22 protein-coding genes and 2 pseudogenes are annotated in these 16,324 nt (G+C 57.5%); 9 read left to right on the forward strand and 15 right to left on the reverse strand.

The genetic code is table 11. The annotated features are described in order from the left end of the window. The first annotated feature begins 166 nt into the window (after nt 1-166). Entirely contained in the window at nt 167-370 is a 204-nt protein-coding gene (locus QO002_RS05695) for a hypothetical protein (protein WP_307227539.1), read from the forward strand. A gap of 164 nt (nt 371-534) precedes the next feature. Here QO002_RS05695 and QO002_RS05700 read toward each other — a convergent pair whose 3' ends face one another. The 3 genes and pseudogenes from QO002_RS05700 to QO002_RS05715 form a co-directional block, all read right to left on the reverse strand. Then, nucleotides 535-672, reverse strand: a complete 138-nt coding sequence (locus tag QO002_RS05700; protein WP_307227541.1) for a hypothetical protein — start codon at nt 670-672, stop codon at nt 535-537. A 448-nt stretch (nt 673-1,120) separates the two neighbouring features. Further along, nucleotides 1,121-1,622 (reverse strand): annotated as a pseudogene (locus QO002_RS05710) (SDR family oxidoreductase); the annotation flags it as partial. Between the two features lie 32 nt (nt 1,623-1,654). Then, nucleotides 1,655-2,002 (reverse strand): annotated as a pseudogene (locus QO002_RS05715) (MFS transporter); the annotation flags it as partial. Between the two features lie 187 nt (nt 2,003-2,189). Between QO002_RS05715 and QO002_RS05720 the strand changes: the two are divergent. After that, nucleotides 2,190-2,756 (forward strand): DUF3885 domain-containing protein, encoded by a 567-nt coding sequence (locus QO002_RS05720; RefSeq protein ID WP_307227543.1) that lies wholly within the window; start codon nt 2,190-2,192, stop codon nt 2,754-2,756. Nucleotides 2,757-3,197: 441 nt separating this feature from the next. Here QO002_RS05720 and QO002_RS05725 read toward each other — a convergent pair whose 3' ends face one another. After that, nucleotides 3,198-3,485 (reverse strand): hypothetical protein, encoded by a 288-nt coding sequence (locus QO002_RS05725; protein WP_307227545.1) that lies wholly within the window; start codon nt 3,483-3,485, stop codon nt 3,198-3,200. Nucleotides 3,486-4,440: 955 nt separating this feature from the next. Here QO002_RS05725 and QO002_RS05730 point away from each other — a divergent pair. The 4 genes from QO002_RS05730 (at nt 4,441) to QO002_RS05745 (ending at nt 6,157) form a co-directional block, all read left to right on the forward strand. Continuing rightward, nucleotides 4,441-4,776 carry an ArsR/SmtB family transcription factor gene (locus QO002_RS05730; protein WP_307227547.1) on the forward strand — a complete coding sequence of 112 codons (336 nt, stop codon included), beginning with the start codon at nt 4,441-4,443 and terminating at the stop codon, nt 4,774-4,776. Next, a complete protein-coding gene (locus QO002_RS05735) occupies nt 4,773-5,204 on the forward strand; it encodes an SRPBCC family protein (RefSeq protein WP_307227550.1) in 432 nt (143 codons plus the stop codon). Before QO002_RS05730 ends, QO002_RS05735 begins: the two co-directional genes overlap by 4 nt. A gap of 58 nt (nt 5,205-5,262) precedes the next feature. Beyond that, nucleotides 5,263-5,475: a hypothetical protein gene (locus QO002_RS05740; protein ID WP_307227552.1), complete on the forward strand. Its 213-nt coding sequence runs from the start codon at nt 5,263-5,265 to the stop codon at nt 5,473-5,475. Nucleotides 5,476-5,536: 61 nt separating this feature from the next. After that, the gene (locus QO002_RS05745) at nt 5,537-6,157 is read left to right on the forward strand and encodes a YdeI/OmpD-associated family protein (protein WP_307233186.1); all 621 of its coding nucleotides are present in this window, start codon (nt 5,537-5,539) and stop codon (nt 6,155-6,157) included. Between the two features lie 241 nt (nt 6,158-6,398). Here the strand turns inward: QO002_RS05745 and QO002_RS05750 are convergent, their stop codons facing one another. Both QO002_RS05750 and QO002_RS05755 read right to left on the reverse strand, forming a co-directional pair. Then, on the reverse strand, nt 6,399-6,566 hold the full coding sequence (locus QO002_RS05750; RefSeq protein ID WP_307233188.1) for an alkyl sulfatase C-terminal domain-containing protein: 168 nt from the start codon (nt 6,564-6,566) through the stop codon (nt 6,399-6,401). A gap of 11 nt (nt 6,567-6,577) precedes the next feature. Continuing rightward, nucleotides 6,578-7,417 carry a class I SAM-dependent DNA methyltransferase gene (locus QO002_RS05755; RefSeq protein ID WP_370878457.1) on the reverse strand — a complete coding sequence of 280 codons (840 nt, stop codon included), beginning with the start codon at nt 7,415-7,417 and terminating at the stop codon, nt 6,578-6,580. A 224-nt stretch (nt 7,418-7,641) separates the two neighbouring features. Between QO002_RS05755 and QO002_RS05765 the strand changes: the two genes are divergently transcribed. Then, on the forward strand, nt 7,642-8,076 hold the full coding sequence (locus QO002_RS05765) for an Imm50 family immunity protein (RefSeq protein ID WP_307227556.1): 435 nt from the start codon (nt 7,642-7,644) through the stop codon (nt 8,074-8,076). Between the two features lie 82 nt (nt 8,077-8,158). Here the strand turns inward: QO002_RS05765 and QO002_RS05770 are convergent, their stop codons facing one another. Then, entirely contained in the window at nt 8,159-8,653 is a 495-nt protein-coding gene (locus tag QO002_RS05770; protein WP_307227558.1) for a hypothetical protein, read from the reverse strand. Nucleotides 8,654-8,770: 117 nt separating this feature from the next. Between QO002_RS05770 and QO002_RS05775 the strand changes: the two genes are divergently transcribed. Beyond that, nucleotides 8,771-9,163: a ribonuclease E inhibitor RraB gene (locus QO002_RS05775; RefSeq protein WP_307227560.1), complete on the forward strand. Its 393-nt coding sequence runs from the start codon at nt 8,771-8,773 to the stop codon at nt 9,161-9,163. A gap of 58 nt (nt 9,164-9,221) precedes the next feature. Here QO002_RS05775 and QO002_RS05780 read toward each other — a convergent pair whose 3' ends face one another. From QO002_RS05780 to QO002_RS05795, 4 genes are all read right to left on the reverse strand, one after another. Beyond that, entirely contained in the window at nt 9,222-9,623 is a 402-nt protein-coding gene (locus tag QO002_RS05780; protein WP_307227562.1) for a DUF7674 family protein, read from the reverse strand. A gap of 155 nt (nt 9,624-9,778) precedes the next feature. After that, nucleotides 9,779-10,399, reverse strand: a complete 621-nt coding sequence (locus QO002_RS05785; RefSeq protein ID WP_307227565.1) for a tyrosine-type recombinase/integrase — start codon at nt 10,397-10,399, stop codon at nt 9,779-9,781. A gap of 183 nt (nt 10,400-10,582) precedes the next feature. Further along, entirely contained in the window at nt 10,583-11,269 is a 687-nt protein-coding gene (locus QO002_RS05790) for a B3/B4 domain-containing protein (protein WP_307227567.1), read from the reverse strand. Between the two features lie 23 nt (nt 11,270-11,292). After that, a complete protein-coding gene (locus QO002_RS05795) occupies nt 11,293-11,916 on the reverse strand; it encodes an FMN-binding negative transcriptional regulator (protein ID WP_307227569.1) in 624 nt (207 codons plus the stop codon). Nucleotides 11,917-11,991: 75 nt separating this feature from the next. On the opposite strand from QO002_RS05795, the gene pdxR reads away from it, so the two are divergent. Next, a complete protein-coding gene (gene pdxR, locus QO002_RS05800; protein WP_370878540.1) occupies nt 11,992-13,470 on the forward strand; it encodes a MocR-like pyridoxine biosynthesis transcription factor PdxR in 1,479 nt (492 codons plus the stop codon). A 60-nt stretch (nt 13,471-13,530) separates the two neighbouring features. On the opposite strand, the gene QO002_RS05805 is transcribed toward pdxR, so the two are convergent. The 4 genes from QO002_RS05805 to QO002_RS05820 all read right to left on the reverse strand — a co-directional run bounded on the left by QO002_RS05805 (nt 13,531) and on the right by QO002_RS05820 (nt 16,271). After that, on the reverse strand, nt 13,531-14,016 hold the full coding sequence (locus QO002_RS05805; RefSeq protein ID WP_307227573.1) for a DUF6644 family protein: 486 nt from the start codon (nt 14,014-14,016) through the stop codon (nt 13,531-13,533). A gap of 101 nt (nt 14,017-14,117) precedes the next feature. Beyond that, the gene (locus QO002_RS05810) at nt 14,118-14,675 is read right to left on the reverse strand and encodes a hypothetical protein (protein WP_307227574.1); all 558 of its coding nucleotides are present in this window, start codon (nt 14,673-14,675) and stop codon (nt 14,118-14,120) included. Between the two features lie 75 nt (nt 14,676-14,750). Further along, entirely contained in the window at nt 14,751-15,146 is a 396-nt protein-coding gene (locus QO002_RS05815; RefSeq protein WP_307227576.1) for a (R)-mandelonitrile lyase, read from the reverse strand. 60 nt (nt 15,147-15,206) lie between these two features. Further along, nucleotides 15,207-16,271: an alpha/beta hydrolase gene (locus QO002_RS05820; RefSeq protein ID WP_307227578.1), complete on the reverse strand. Its 1,065-nt coding sequence runs from the start codon at nt 16,269-16,271 to the stop codon at nt 15,207-15,209. Between the last annotated feature and the right edge of the window lie 53 nt (nt 16,272-16,324).

Raw genomic sequence — 16,324 nt, forward strand, 5'->3', positions numbered from 1 at the left:
TTCGTGGAGGCCCAAGCACCCGTTTTCGATGACGAAATGGTTGCTCGCAACCGTGTCGGTACAACCTTAGGTCGTGGCCAGTGGCGGGTTCAGGCATAGCTCTTCTGACAACAGGAACAGTTGAAGCTCGCCTCTCGCACATCACACGACAATAGGAGATTGATCCATGGAAATAGGTATCATCGGCGTTGGCCACATTGATTTAATTTTCACTAAATTACTCTCTATGATTGCACAAAAAGAGAAGGGCGCAATGGGGGTGGAGGAAGTCTTTTGCGGGAGAGCCTTCGGCTCGACCGATCCCCTACCGGAGGCGCGAGGTTCTGCGAAAGCAGGGCCTCGCTACCCTTTTCGTGCTTGGAGAAGTTGAAGATGGTGTTGACGATGAGCCCAAGCAGCATGAATCCGCCGAGGAGGCTGGGGAGGAAATCGGCTATAATCCATGCTGGTGTAGGAATTGTCTGGGAATAGGCACGGTTCACCGTGGGCGGTGGGGACTGCCGCCGCGAAAAGCATGCAGCCGTCCCCTTAGCGTCAGAAGCAGTTGGTGTTGCAGTACTGCGTGTCGCCGATCCAGTAGCAGCTGGTGGTGCAGGTTGTGGCGGCGGCGATGTTGGCGACCGTGGTGGCCAGCAGCGATGCGAGAAATATGGTAGCAACAAAAGTCTTCATGGGGTAGTTCTCCCTGGGGCAGTCATCATCAGACCCACCATGCCCGAGGTGGGTAACCGGGCCGAAGCCCGGTTTCGACTATGGTCTCACTGCAGGTTCCGACAGCCCTTGTGCTCAGTCTTGCCGGCGTCCGCTTGAGGGGAAGGTAAATTATCGCTCCCTTCGCAGCGGCACATGGCATTTCAATGCTGAGTTAACAAGATTGCTGGCTGCCAACCGCAAATCTGTGGCAGCCAAGAACAACTATTGGCCGTGCACCGGCCCCATTCAGGAAGCCCCGGTGAGGCGTGGGGTGACGACGAAAGTTCGGCGCAGGCGCACTCAACACGGCTGAGGGCGTGATTGGCTAGTTAAGCGCCAGAGGGCCCGAGGGTGGATGTGATGGTCGCTATCGCGACGCTTTCCTGGAGCTTCGGCCTCTTCACGCGAACGCTTTCGGTCGATGTATGGATGCAGCGCGGACGGCGAATTTAGTGGCGCAGTAGACGGCGGCACACGGATCGACGACATGGCCGTAGACAGAGGAAACGTTGATTATGTGTCCGGACTTCCCCGCCTTCATGTGCGGCAGCACCGCGGCGATGCCATAAAGCGCGCCCTTAATGTTGACGTCGATCATGCGATCCCACTCGTCCATCTTTAGACGTTCGAACGGGGCAAGCGGCATCAGACCCGCATTGTTCAGCATGACATCGATTTGGCCGAATTTGCTCACCGCCGTATCCACCAGGTTGCTAACCTGCTGCCTGTCCGTGACATGTGTCTGGACCGCCCTGACCTTGTAGCCCTTTGTGGTGAGTTCGTCCGCCAGTGCATCTATGCGGTCACGCCGGCGGGCACCGAGCACCACGGTGGCACCTCGCTCGGCGAGTTGGTGCGCCGTAGCTTCTCCAAGTCTACTGCTCGCCCCAAGTAATGACGACAACTTTGTTCTCGATGCCTTGAGACATGCTGTTCTCCTGTTTCGAGGTTCTGGAAAAGGTTAAACGCGTCGGCTGGCGAGCGCTCCGAACGCGGCGGAACCCCCAAGGAGGAGGGCGGCCAGAAGGAAAGCGCTCCACCAGCCTGCGATGTCGAAGAGAACGCCGCCTGCAAACGCGCCGCCTGCAATGGACAACTGAATCAGCGCAACCTGGACACGGCCGGCCGCTTCCAATTCACCGGGGACCAACCTCGCCATCCAGGTGTTCCAGGCCACTGGGGTCGGGGTCGAGAAGAATCTCCAGAGCACAAGAAGAACTGCGGTGGCCCACGGCGAAGACCCGAAGCAGATCAGAGCGAGAGCGATCAGAGCGACCGTGCCAGGGAGGCCAACAAGCGCGGCGGTCAGGCACCAGCCTTCTCGGCGTTCGTCGATGCTTTTCGGCATAGACAGCGGAAACAGTGATAGGCTCCAATGTCTCCTATTGGCGCAACGCTGCCGTGACGCCCCAACGCCCTCTGTGAGGGTGTGGGGTACCCACGCTTCATCAAGACTGATATGGGGATCGTGATATTTGGCGTGGATTTAACGGCGAATGACAACACCAAACCTTGCAATATGGAACGCGTTTCAAACGGACTGGGAGCGTTCCCATTTCGGCCAAATTCCGATGAAGCAGGCTTTTAGGGTAAATCAGCAACTGCCGTGGGTGAGATTTCATTCGTTGCCCGGGTCGGAGCGCTACCCGGCGACGGTCCGCGAAGAGAACATAATAGTTGAAAGGGCCATTGTCCTTGGCGATGCCATGCTTGGCAGAGGCTGTGAATGCTGGCAAGTCGAATGCCGCGCCGACGCGGAGCTAGAGCAATGTAAGCACGCTGCCTCTTCGGCTTCTGCAGCGCAGACCATTGTTTACGACGAGGTAGAATGGACCTTGTACGTGGCATCCGAAATTTGGGAGCCCAGCGAAAGATTGGCCGCGCAGCTGCTCGCAATTGCCAATGAAGAATCTTGGCCGAAATTCTGGATGAGCAAAGAGAACGGTCAAATCTTCGCACCCTACGATGGGGGATTCGATCTATTCCCGATCTCAAATGACGAGGTTCAGCGTCTTCGGATAGCGCACAGGGACTGGCTATCACCGCTTCCGAGCGGACTATAGCTATTGCCACATCAACAACGGGCGAGGTCTCTGAGACGATCTGCTGACGTATCTTGACTGCAATGGCCTGCAGGGCGGCGCTACCCGCCAACGTCTCACTTTTGTATTTCGTGTTGTCGAAGTCCGCGTCGTATTCGGCGGCACGCGCCAAAGCCAAGCTCGCCGCCATCTCGAGGCCATAGGCTCGAGCCTTCGCGATCTCGTCATGCAGACGCCTGGTGGTGTAACGGGGCTGGTTGTCCCCCACCACATGATGAAGGGGTGAGGGGGCCGCGATCAGCCCGGAGCAGTCATGCTCTCCGGTTGGCATGAATTGCCGCCGTGTCGAAAGGACCCCGAATATTTGGTGCTCGATGCCCGCTTCTGGGCGCAACGCGGCCGAGTAGCCAGCCGCCGTCTGGGCGGGTGATTAGATGCCCCTAAAGCAGACAGCTTAGGCCTTTAGTCTTGATCAAAACGCCAATCGGCATGATCTCTTTTCAACCCGACATCCTCCCATATCTCGAGCGAACCAAATATCTCTGTTTCTGGCCAACGAGGATCGGGTTCCTGACTTTGACGCCAAGTCAGATGAACCTTGGCTACACGGCCATCGGCCAGCAAATAAAGTGCATCGTCTCGGTCAAACCTGCGGGCAATGAGCGTCGCATTGATCTGAAACAACGGATGACCTGGACCGACTTCCCGAACCAGCTCTGCTTCCCAAGCCAGCAGATGGGTCTCATCCATCGTGGCCCTTACGTGCTCCCAAGGCTCAAGCCATTTCAAGAAATCACCCCTGTCAATATGCACTCTACAGCAAAACAGCTAACTCACTTTGATGGGGATGTGAATGACCGCAATTTGGCGCTAAGCCGTCATCGGCGGACGCGCGCGTCCATTCCATCACGATGGGGCCACCAAGCGCCCAACCGCCCAGCTATTAGACCGTTCTGAGTCTACGCCACCTTGAGGCCCGGATTGTTAAACCGACGCGGACGATTGCCGGGCCGCCCCTACGCGGCAAAATCGGGCAATGGCCTTGAAGCGGCTGAGCCCAGAGGGGGGTATTTCCTAGCGCCTAGTCTCTGAGGGCAAAGTTGTCAAAACTATCGGCGGAAGGCAGAAGACCCGAGAGCGTTAGATCGTGTAAAAACCGGCTGTACGGAAGAGCGAGAAGCACTTGTGGAGCTATTTCTATAATCGCCGCGCGTTCACATTCCGGGTCGGTAGTGCGCGTTCTCAGGCACATGGCTGTCGTGCTGTCGACCAACCGGTAGCCATGGCCGCCGCCAATAAGCGCGACGCCCTCGCTCATTGCGAAGGAGACGCTGGGGACCACCACCACGCGAAGGCCTCCAAGCCAAATCCCCATGATCGCCAAAAACAGTATAGCCGTGAGCGTTTGCAGTAACAGGCGCATTGTGTCTACCTCGGATGACGCACCCATGGTTTGCACAATTCAAGGTGGAGGTGAAGATCGAACTGGGACTCACCGCACATGATGGTAAACAATATGTAGAACCGACCCGCACGGTACTTTTCGCAAGAGCATCTGGGGCGGCCTTTGGGCCCTAAGCAGTCTAAGTCACATAACTGATGTCAGGTGATAACAGCCAGCAAATCTCTTCTTCAAAGCGGCTTGACGAACCCATAACCCGTGAGCTATTAATTTAACCAATAGCTCACGGGTTATGGATTGCCAATGCCAGATATCGCCATCCCAAATCGGGACATGATTTTTAAGACGCTTGCCGACCCAACGCGGCGCGCCATTTTCGAAGGGTTATGCCGCAAGGGTGATCAGACTGTCGCAGTCCTGACGGCTCGGGCGGGAATTTCCCAGCCGGGAGTATCGAAGCATCTGGCCGTCCTCAAGCAGGCTGGCTTGGTGAGCGACCGCCACCACGGTCGCCAAACCCACTACAGCGCGCAGCTCGGTGCCCTCGCTCCGTTGATCGACTGGACAAACCAGATGAGAACATTCTGGGAGGGCCGGTTCGACGACCTCGAAGACTTGCTGGACAGGATGGATCAATGAGCGAAACATCGACTGCAACACGCACCGTGATCGTCGAGCGCGAGATCGCGCATCCACCAGAGAAAATCTGGCGGGCGCTCACCCAGCCTCATCTGATCTCGGAGTGGCTGATGAAAAATGACTTCAGCCCTGTCGTCGGTCACCGGTTCAACCTTCGCGGCGAGTGGGGTGGCGTTCTGGATTGCGAGGTGCTCGTTGTCGAGCCGCAAACAACGCTCTCCTATACCTGGAACTTCAAGCATGACGATCCGGCCTTCGACCTGAATAGCGTCGTGACGTTTTCGCTCTCGCCCACGACGACGGGCACTCGGCTGCGTATGGAACAGGCTGGATTCCGGCCGGATCAGCGGCAGGCATATGGTGGCGCAAAGGCAGGCTGGCCCGAGCACCTTGCAAAGCTGGAACAGGTTTTAACCGGGACAGAATGACGGGGCAGACTGAAAGTCTCTCCCGCCCATTCAGCCGTGACAAGTAAAGGAGTTGCACATGCGTTCGAATGCGTGGATTCGCTGGGTTCATCGATGGCTGTCGATTGTCTTCACGATGGCCGTCATTGCAAACTTTGTTGCCATGGGGCTCGGAGAGCCTCCGCCGTGGATCGTAGATGCGCCGCTACCACCACTTTTTGTGCTGATGTTTACCGGCCTGTACATGTTCGCCGTCCACTACGCCATCCGGTGGCGCGGATTGAAAGCATAGTCACGCGGGATGTTTCCCTCCATTAGCAGCGAGAGATTCGATGGAATTCGCAGTCCGTACCATGATCACCTCGATTGAAGATTATTTTACCAAGGGATGCGGGCGCTGCGAGCGCTTTGCCGGACCGGACTGTTCGACGCGGCAATGGGCACAAGGGCTGAACGACCTGCGCCAGATTTGCCGCGATGCGCGGCTGGTCGAGACAATAAAATGGGGGCATCCATGTTACATGCATCGAGACCGCAACATCGTCATCTTCGGTGCTTTTCGCGACAGTTTCCGCTTAACGTTCTTCAATCCGGCATTGATGAAGGACCCTCACGGCGTCCTTGAGAGACAAGGCCCGAACACACGCCATCCCGATATGATCCGTTTCGTGGACAACGCTCAGGTCGCACCGATGAAGGCCGTCATCTCGGCTTACCTGAGGGAGGCGATGGATTATGCGGAGGCTGGGATCAGGCCACCAAAGGATGTGAGTGAAATCGAGCTGCCCGATGAGCTGGTTGACGCCCTGGACTCCGACCCTGAACTTGCAGAAGCCTTCCGGAGCCTGACGCCAGGGCGGCAGAAAAGCTATGTTATCAATCTCAGTTCTACCAAGAAGCCCGAAACGCGGATATTACGCATCGCAAAATTTCGACCGCATATCGTCGCCGGAAAAGGTGCCTTGGAACGGTAGTCGACATTTCCATGAGAGATTCTGGCGCAAACATGCCTCGCAAGTCCACTGATTGCGCGTAAATAATTACCACCACGGCACTGGCGGCGGGCACCGGCCCGACGTCAGACATTTCACTGCACCGAGGCACGTTCCAACATTTTTCTAATAATTCATCACACCCAAGAGTTCGGCCGGGACCGGGGGATTAACCGTCCCGGCCGAACTTTGCAGACGAGGTTGGAGGCCGGCCACGAGGCTTTTAAGGGGTGACGATGTTGAACCAGAACTCGAAGTTATCGAGCATTGAGACAAGTTGGGTAAGCTTTCCAGCATCTCCGGTAATCTTGACCTTCCCGTCTGACACCGCGGCGTCGAGCTTGGTCTCACCGAGCACGATGCTGTTCAGCGTATCGCGCGAGAGCGCAATCGGGCTGCTGGTTAATAATCGGCAAGGCGAAAGACTGAGACGTGAGAACGTGACTCAGACGTGAATGGCGTTCCCGTCCAGTCAGCGTGCCGACACTCGAGTTCGAATCCTGCAAGTTGACCCATTAGGTCTAGTTCTGCTGGCCAAATGTAGCGGTGAGGAGACCGGAAAACCTGTGCCTGCTTGGTGTCGTCAAATCGGAAATGGTGCGAAATGACCTGCTGAAGCACCACATCGTAGGTGTCGAGGCCAATATAGCCAGGTTCCGAATGCCAGACCACTGCTTGTTCGCCCGGTGTCAACTTGCGAAGCTCGGGCACCCATAGCTCCACAACGAAACGACCGCCAGATCGAAGATGGAGCGCTGCGTTACAAAAGCAGCGGACTTGCTCCGCTTGAGTCAGCAAGTTCGAAATTGTGTTGTATACAAGATAGACTAGCGAAAAGCTTCCGGGAACGACGGTCTTAGCCATGTCACCAAGTGTGACAGGGATGTTTTCTTCGCCGGCTTTTGTACGCATTTGAGCAATCATGGCGGGAGATTTTTCGATCCCGACGACGGAAATTCCCCGCTCTCTGAGCGGAACAGCCACCCGGCCAGTTCCGATGGCGAATTCGAGAACCGGCCCACCTTCCGCAAGTTCAACAAGTCGATCAACTGTGGGTCCCAACACGCTCGTCGAAAACATTCCGATGCCGGGCGTATCGTAAGACCTAGCTGTTTCGTCATCCCATATGTCACCATCCATGGTATTGGACGTTACAGCACGAACTTCCTGGTTGTCGAGGTCGGGCGAGACAGGTGGCTCTCGGAGTGGTGCCCGACCTTCCAGATCGCCTATATTATCCAAGCCGTCGAAGTCCCTCGCCAGCCTTCGCGGCGTTCGTCACTGCTTTCCGGTATCGACCGGGAATGCGTTAGGTCGCACACTACAACGTCTCCTACTGGCGCTTTTGGACCATGACGCCTTCCCGGCGGCCCGTTGCGGTCGTGAGGGCGCTGCCTGTCTGCGCGCGTTGCTAAACCCCTTCAGGTTGCTACGGTGCGACTCACCGATTTTGCGTGGGGTAACGTATGATTTACGGAGATGTGCCGGGAGGAGATGAGCTGTTGGCATGGTTCGGAGAGGTCCCAACTTTCCACGATGCCGAGATTATCAGCCTGTGTCTCAGCAGAACCGGAGCTAGCGAACTGAAGGTACACGGCTGGATCATGACCGACGGAGTCGATCCGAATGGGTATATTGTGCTCGACAAGCACGCTGTCGTGACTTTCAGGTTTGAAGAAGTTATGGACCTTCAACTAGATGGTTTTAGCGGCCAGAACGTCCTCGCAGGCCTTACCCTTCAACGTGCAACGGACCGAGGCCGATTCGGCTACTACGCGATGCCAGAGGATGCCGACGACATCGAGATTGAACTCCTACCTTGTTACGGCTTGGACGGCTTCATCAGGGCAAAAACGGTCGCGATATCATTCGTTCCAGGACGACCGGCTAAAGCGAGATGACGATCATGTGGCTTTGGTTGGATCAGTTTTACGTCCGCTTATGGGCCAAAAGCAGTCATTGCCGTATCGCCTCGCGACCGAATTAAGTTGGGGATCGCACGAGCTCTCGCAGATGCGTAACAGACTTCGCGGGAAATTCTCCTTCGCCCCATAGCTTCGCATAGCCCATGAGACCATGCTCATCCATGACGCGGTCGGCAGCCTCAAGGACAGCAGCTCCAAAAGCTACAATCTCACACATTTCGTCGACTAACACCTTTCCAGCCTCAATTGGCTTGTCGGACCAGAGTTCGTCGAACTCGATTATGCGAATTCTGATACTTTCGCCGACTTTGTCGATAACCCATCGATACTCCCCAGGCTCTTCCCAGAAATGCGCCTCCAATTGAGTTTCCCCGGACATGACAAGACATGCTGCATCGACAAGCTCTTTGAGAGCATCCCCCAAGTAGGAGGCCGTAATCGTGACAGAGGAAAACGCAATGGCCACATCGCATGACGCCCATCCGATTGTGTTGGCTCTAAGCTGGAAATTGATGTGTACGACGGGTACCTGCGGTAATATCGAATCTGCCATTGGAATTTGGTACACCATGAGGGTGTGCGACGACAAACAAGGTTTACAGGATGGGCAGGTTTTAGGCCCTCAGCGGACTTGCTCTTATGACGACGAAATGTCAGGTGGGTGTCTCAAATGAATTGGAAAATCTTACGCTGCGCATTCGTATTCGCGGCGTTAACATCCGCAAACGGTGCTGAAATGACAAGTGAATTTGCCAAGAATGAAGAAGTTCGGCTGGATTTGCGGAAACAGGGTGACGACGGCAGAACACCAAGACTACTCCAGCACTACGCTTATTTTCCAAGCGCTGACGCAGAAAAGGCTTACGCCGATTTTTTGATATCGAAAGCCTATCAAATTGAGCGCGAAAGCGGTGATAGCCCTGGGGATAATCCTTGGGGAGTGATCTTCACGAAGGTTCAGGCACCCATCGACATCGATGATGAAACGGCCAATCTTGGATTGAAGGCAAATAGCCTCGGCGGTGAATATGATGGCTGGGAGACAGACCTTATCCGCAAGTGACTGCCGTTTTTGGCGCGAAGCTGCCGATCGCTTGACGCCTTCCGGCCCATTGCAGATGTTAATTTCGCACTGCGGCGGCGGACCAGAAGTCCTCAACCCTTTGCCACCAGATTGCCGTCTCTGGCAGAAGCCATTTGCGGAATTGTTCAGGAACTGTCTGATCATGAAGAGCCGGGTTCTGAAGGTCTTCAAGCAGTCCTATGGTGGCGGCAGTTCTGGCTTCTTCATCGCCGTGAATGTGCCACTTCTCCACTAATTCGAATATCTCCTCGAACCCGTCGGTGTCGCCGTTCTTGAGCCGATCGATTAGATACGATGCTAGTTCGCCTAACACCGCGTACGGAAGTGTTTGATGGGTTTCTATGCCAGCAAATGACAAAGCTACGGATTTCTCGCGGAAGTCGGGAACGATGCGCCAAAGCGGAGCGAACATTTCACTGATGCTAAGCGGTGCGGTCATATTGGTCTCATCCTGAACGAAACAGTACGGTAGCAGCCAGAGCCTGATGGCTGCAATTGGCGCATGGGTGACCACCGGCGTTCGCCGGTGGTCAGGATGTCAGGATGTCAGGATGTCAGGATGTCAGGATGTCAGGATGTCAGGATGTCAGGATTCTATAATTCAATCTGCTCAGCAATCCTTAGGGCGTCATCCACTTCGACGCCAAGGTATCGGACGGTGCTTTCAAGTTTTGCGTGACCCAGCAGAATCTGGACGGCACGAAGGTTTCCAGTCTTCTTGTAAATCTGCGCAGCCTTGGTTCTCCTCATGGAGTGGGTTCCGTAGGCGCTGCTTTCCAACCCGATAGAGGCGACCCATCGATGCACAATCCGGGCATATTGCCTTGTCGACAAATGCCCCGTTGTTTTTCGGCGGCTCGGGAACAGATAGCTGCCCCCATTCCTTCGTATGAATGGAAGCCACGCAACGATTGCGGTCTTCGTTTGTTCAGTGACCTCAAACTGCACAGGCCGCTTCGTTTTTTTCTGGATAATGGTCGCGCGATCTCGCATCGAACTACCAGACCAAAGGTCCTCAATCCTTAGTCTGACGAGGTCGCATGCACGGAGCTTGCTGTCGATGGCGAGGTTGAAGAGTGCCAACTCCCGGATCGCTCCGCTCATCTCAAGGCGAACGCGGATGGACCACACGTTCTTGGGCTGAAGTGGGCGCTTCTGGCCGACCAGAATGCCTTTGTTCCACGGATATCGAGTACGAAAAATGGCGGTGTCCATGGCCAAGTCTCCGCCACACCTCCCACCTCGTCGCCCGTGATGGGCAGTCCAAAACTATCATAGTTCGTCACCTGTCAGGCCCATTTCAGTCATGGGCCGAACCGTCGCGGATAGGGTCGTCGACGTAGGTCGTCCAGCGCCGCGCTTGAGTGCATCAGTGTCGGATCAAAGCGAAGCGCCGGATCAAGGCAATGCAATCCTTGTCGACACAATGGTACTCCCAGGCATGAGCGTCCTGAGACCGTCGGCCAGCATCGATGTCGCTTCAAGCAGTGCGTGCTCCGGCATCGTATCCATGGCCTCGAGAACGAACCACATGCGGCCGCCTGTGTCCTCGATACGGGTCCGCGTGCCCTGACGCCAATTCCAGCGCCGACACGTCACGCCCGAATCGTCACGCCAGATGACCTCTCCCGGTTCAGGATGCTCGAGCACTGCCTCTCCGTTCATCACCGTTTCGAAATCCTCGCTGCCGTCGGCGATGGACAGGAACGGATGCCCGAAATAGGCATCCGCATTCTCGCCGCCAACAGGAATGGCGTAACGGAGGCTGACGGCATTGTAGAGATCGACGACGGGGTTGATCGGCTGCATGCGGCCGTCCTTGAGAACGCGCTTGCGCAGCGCCTGCGCCGAACAGGGCGTCCGGTTTGGCTTCGCGCCGAAACGCTGATAGGCTTCCGCCCAACTTGCCAGATGGGCATCTGCCCATGAAGGCCCGCCGCTGGTCACGAACGCACAGGCGTCGCTCAGAATATCGTGATCCTGATTTCCTTCGGCGGCGGCGGTCGCATCGACGATAATGCTCACTGCCCTGAAGCCGGGTGCTATTGTTGCGATGCGGTCGTCGATTGTGGGAAATTCGAACATCTGGCCTCCCTTCCAGCCCGTAGTTAGGTCGGAACCATGGCGGCAACGGCAACGTCATGCCGCTCACCACGTTCCTCGATACCGCGCTTGACGCCCTTGCGATCTTCTTCGGGGCGGTTCTGGCTCATCTTCCGCTTTCCATTCAGATTGACGATCGGCATGCGGATGCCGACGATCCCGCGCAATTGCGCCTTGATGTAATTCTCCGGAGCGTCCGTTACGGCCCAGGGCGCTTTGCGCGACGATTCATGCAAGTTTGTTAGACGGCTGACGACATCGAGCAGCCGATCGGTATCGTCGAAAAAGTCGACTGGACCGGAGGCGTGCACCGCGGCGTAATTCCACGTTGGAACTACCTTTCCATGCTCAGCTTTCGTTGCGTACCACGAGGGTGTCACATAGGCGTCCGGCCCCATAAATACCGCCAGTCCATCTCCGAGGACTTCCGCCTGCCACTGCGGATTCGGCCGAGCGAGATGCGCATAAAGCACCCCCATATCGCCTTCGGTTTCGTCAAGAAACATCGGCAACGGCGTGGCCATCGGGCCACTCGCAGTTGCGGTGATGAAGTTGGCGAGATGACACTGGCGAATCATCTCATAGAGCTGGAGCCTGTCGGCGACGATGAATGCTGGAGGCGTGTACATGAAGGTCTCCCTTGACTTGGCTCTGTTATCGCATCCAACTCGCATGAGAGGGAGTGCCAGTTCATGACCAAAATCATGGTCCAGTTTGACCGAGACGGAGAAAACATCCGAACCTCGCGCGCCATCTACCTCGGATTGCGGGACCAGATCGCAACGGGTGTCTATGCTGTCGGAGACAGGCTGCCGTCGACGCGGGCATTGGCGGAGGAACTCGGCGTTTCCCGCACGACCGTGACGGCCGCCTTCGAGCAGCTCACTTCGGAGGGCTATGTCCATGTGCGGCATGGCGCGCGAGCCGTCGTCGCGGGCAATGTCGCCGCCAGTAGCGATATCTCCAGGCTCACACGGCCCAGCTCGACAGGGAGACTGTCGGCCTATGCGGCTCGCGCCATGGAACTACCCTCCATTGTCCCGAGCGCAACAGGACCGCTCGACCATGACTTCCGGTATGGGGATGTCGCGCCCGGCGACTTCCCGAAACTGGCATGGCGGAAGTCATTGGGGTCGGCGGTTCTCGCCCATCGGGACAAGCTGAGCTACGGACATCCCGCCGGCAGTCCAGCCTTGCGGCAGGCTTTGCAGGGATATCTGTGGCGGGCACGTGGCATCAGGTGCACAGCCGAGCAGATCGTCATCGTCAACGGTTCACAGCAGGCGTTGGACCTTTGTGCGAGGGTCCTTGTCGATCCGGGCGACAAAGTGCTGTTCGAAGAACCCTGCTACGCGATGGCCCGCAACGTCTTGGTCACCCTTGGAGCCGTGCCCACCGCCATCAATTGCGATGAGGATGGTTTGGACACGTCCAGCCTGCCTGATCCTGCTGGCTACGCGCTTGCCTGCGTCACGCCGAGCCATCAATTTCCCCTGGGAGGCGTTCTTTCTATCGGTCGTCGGCGGCAACTGGTGGAATGGGCCACGGCCGGAGACGCATTTATCGTTGAAGACGACTATGACGGCGAATACCGTTACGATGTACGCCCGATCCCGCCGCTCTATCTCGCAGGCCGCGGACGGGTGATCTATGTCGGGACGACCTCGAAGATTTTGTCTCCGACATTGCGCCTGGGCTATCTCGTCTTGCCCGAGCCACTCATCGAGCCGTTCGTGCTGTGCAAGCAAATCATGGACCGGCACACTTCCATGTTTGAACAAGAGGCGCTCGCCAAGTTCATCGAGTCCGGTGGCTACGAGCGGCATGTGCGAAAAATGAGACGGGCCAACGCCGAGCGTCGGGGCATCTTTCTGGATGCCATGGTCGCGGCCTTCGGGGAAAAGATCGAGATCATCGGCACGTCGGCGGGTCTTCATGTGGTTGTCTGGTTCAATGAGTTTGGCCGTCGGGACGAGCAAAACATTGCGGACACCGCCCGGCACAACGGCATTGGAGTCTATCCAGTCTCGCGGTTGTACTCCAATCCGGTGGAGCGACGTGCCGGGTTCATCTTTGGATATGCGTCCATGCCCATTCGCCAGATACCAAGCGGTGTCGATAGACTTCGCCAAGTCATGGCGCAACAGGCTGCATCCAGCGCCGTCTTCGACGCGGGGGCATGACCGCTCATGGCGGGCGCTTTTGGGCCATTACGGGTTTCGGCCGCCCAAAGCGGCCTTCGTTCAGGTGTAGGCGAGAAGCCGCCCCGAAAGTATCACGCCGATCCACGCCACCATGGACACGACTGCCGCCGCACGAGCAGCGATCGGCGTCACCGCGGCTTCGGCCCACTCGTCGACCTGACGGTAGACGCCGTAGTGGAATATCGGGACGTTTAAACCAGCCAGGATCAGAAGACCGAGCTTCCATGGCGCGGCTCCGGTGTTGGCGACTACTGTCGCCTGCGCGCTGAGCAGGACGATCCCGGTGACGAAGGCTATGGCAAGCCCCACATGCGAAACGGGCAACAGATGCCGCGCCGCCGTGGGCACGCTCACGACGCGGTTTGCAACGCCCAGGAGGCGGAGGTCAAATGCGAAGGCGGGGCCGACCAGAAGGGCGATGCCAAGGATGTGGATGGCTTCAAGCACTGGGTAGAGGTACTGGGCATTCCGCACCATGTCGCCCAGCGCTGAGCCCTGCAGCAGCATAAGCAATGAGTTGAGCATTCAAGTGCACTCCGTGCGATAAGGTCGGCGCATTGCGTGGAAGATCGACATCGCCGACCTTCCAATATTCATGTGCGAATTTGCCCAGAAGCGTTGGCTGCCTATTTCGGCAACGGTGCCCGTACCGGAAGTTCGTTCCCAAGCACTTGGTTTACAGGCACAGCATCGTCGCCGTACCAAAACACAACGGGACGGAACAGGCCGTCATCCGTGCGGTTGATGTAGCCGACCGCCTGGAAACGCTCGCCGACCTTCAAAGCACGCGCAAGGCCCCACCTCCCAGACCACGCTGGCGGCGCGATGATTACCTCAAGCTCCTTGTGGGGGCCGCCGTAAGCGAACGCGGCATTCACCCTGACACTGTCCTCGGGATCGCTCAACTGCTCCGGTATCGTCAGATCGGGCGTGTCTCCGGGCAGATTGCCGTCCAAGATCACATCGAACTGCGAGTGCGGGTTGCCCCAGACGCCATCTGACGAGACCGTGCCCGAGATGTAGACGAGCCGATCGGTCTGGAAGCCGGGCCACCCGTGGTGCGCCGACGCGGGAGATACTGGCATCAACATGGCACCCAGCGCAACCGCGGCCGAAATCCCGACTTTGGTCACCAGGCGCAAAGCCCGGATTGGCTTGGCGAGAAGTGAAGTCATGCTCTTCATTCTATTTGTCCTTGCGTTTAATCCGCTTCGCATCAGGCCGAGACCGACCGCTGCCTCGCGGCCAAGACCGTTGCTTCAGCCTTCGAATTGCTCCTGGGTGACGTGCTCCATCCAGTCCACGACCTTGCCGTCGAGATGTTCCTGGATGGCGATGTGGCTCATCGCCGTTGTCGGTCCAGCGCCATGCCAATGTTTCTCGCCCGGCTCGAACCACACGACGTCACCGGGGCGGATTTCCTGTATCGGTCCACCTTCGCGTTGCACGCGTCCCAGTCCGCTCACCACGATGAGGGTCTGGCCGAGCGGATGGGTGTGCCAAGCCGTTCGAGCGCCGGGCTCGAATGTTACCGTTGCGGCGGCACCGCGCCTTGCTTCGTTGGCGTTGAACAGCGGGTCGATCCTTACCGAACCCGTGAACCAGTCGGCCGGACCTTTGCCGGACGCCTGGCCGCCGAGGAAAATGATATCCATGGTCAAATCTCCTTTGTGGAACCGAACCGACCGCCCGAACGGCGACCGGCTCGGTCGGCATTACGCCGCCAGGTGCTGGTTGAAGAACTGAGCCAGCTTGTCGAACGGAATTACATCCGTCTTGTCATAGAGGTCGGTGTGGCTCGCGCCCGGGATGACCATCAACTCCTTCGGCTCGGCCGCCGCTTCGAAGGCCGTCTTGGCGAAATAGAGGGAGTGAGCCTTTTCACCGTGGACAAATAGAATCGGGCGCGGGGAAATCTCCGCGATGTAGGACAGGATCGGCATGTTCATGAACGAGAGCGGGGTTGTCTGCGTCCAGGCGTTGCCGGAGTTGACGGCGCGCTTGTGGTATCCACGCGGCGTGCTGTAATAGTCGTGATAATCGATCATGAACTGCGGCGAGTCTGCCGACACAGTAACGTTGTAGGCCGGCTGATAGGCAGGGCCGCCCTTTTCTGCGTCCGCCCAGCGCTGGCGGCTCATCTGTTCCAGAGCCTGGGTGCGCTGTTCCAACGTAACGCTGTCATTGTAGCCCTTCGACATGACGCGGGTCATGTCGTACATCGTGCTGGCAACCACGGCCTTGACCCGCTTGTCGGCGGCGACGGCGTTCAGAGCCATGCCACCCCAGCCGCAGATGCCGATGACACCGATGCGCTCACGATCGACTTCAGGGCGCAGGCCGATATAATCCACCGCCGCGCTGAAATCTTCTGTGTTAATATCAGGCGAGGCGACATTGCGGGGCTCACCGCCACTTTCGCCTGTGTAGGACGGGTCGAAAGCAAGCGTAATGAAACCACGCTCAGCCATCGTCTGCGCGTATAGGCCGGAGGACTGCTCCTTGACCGCGCCGAAGGGGCCACCCACGGCAATCGCCGGCAGGCGGCGATCACCGCGGTTCTTCGGAAGGTAGAGGTCGCCCGACAGGGAGATGCCGTAACGGTTGTTGAACGTAATCTTCTCGTGGTCGACGGCTTCACTCTTGGGGAACGTCTTGTCCCAGCCAGCACTGTCCTGAGCGAATGCGGGTGCGCCGACTGCGGTCGCGACGCTCAATGCGGCGACGCCAGTTCCGGTCAGCTTGAGAAAGGTACGGCGAGCTTCGTTATGGTCTGACATGTTTGCTTCTCCTTGATGACAGTTACTTGCAGTGTGAGGTTCGATCCGGACAT

Origin of the sequence: Pararhizobium capsulatum DSM 1112, assembly GCF_030814475.1 — a bacterium.
GTDB classification, from domain to species: Bacteria; Pseudomonadota; Alphaproteobacteria; order Rhizobiales; family Rhizobiaceae; genus Pararhizobium; species Pararhizobium capsulatum.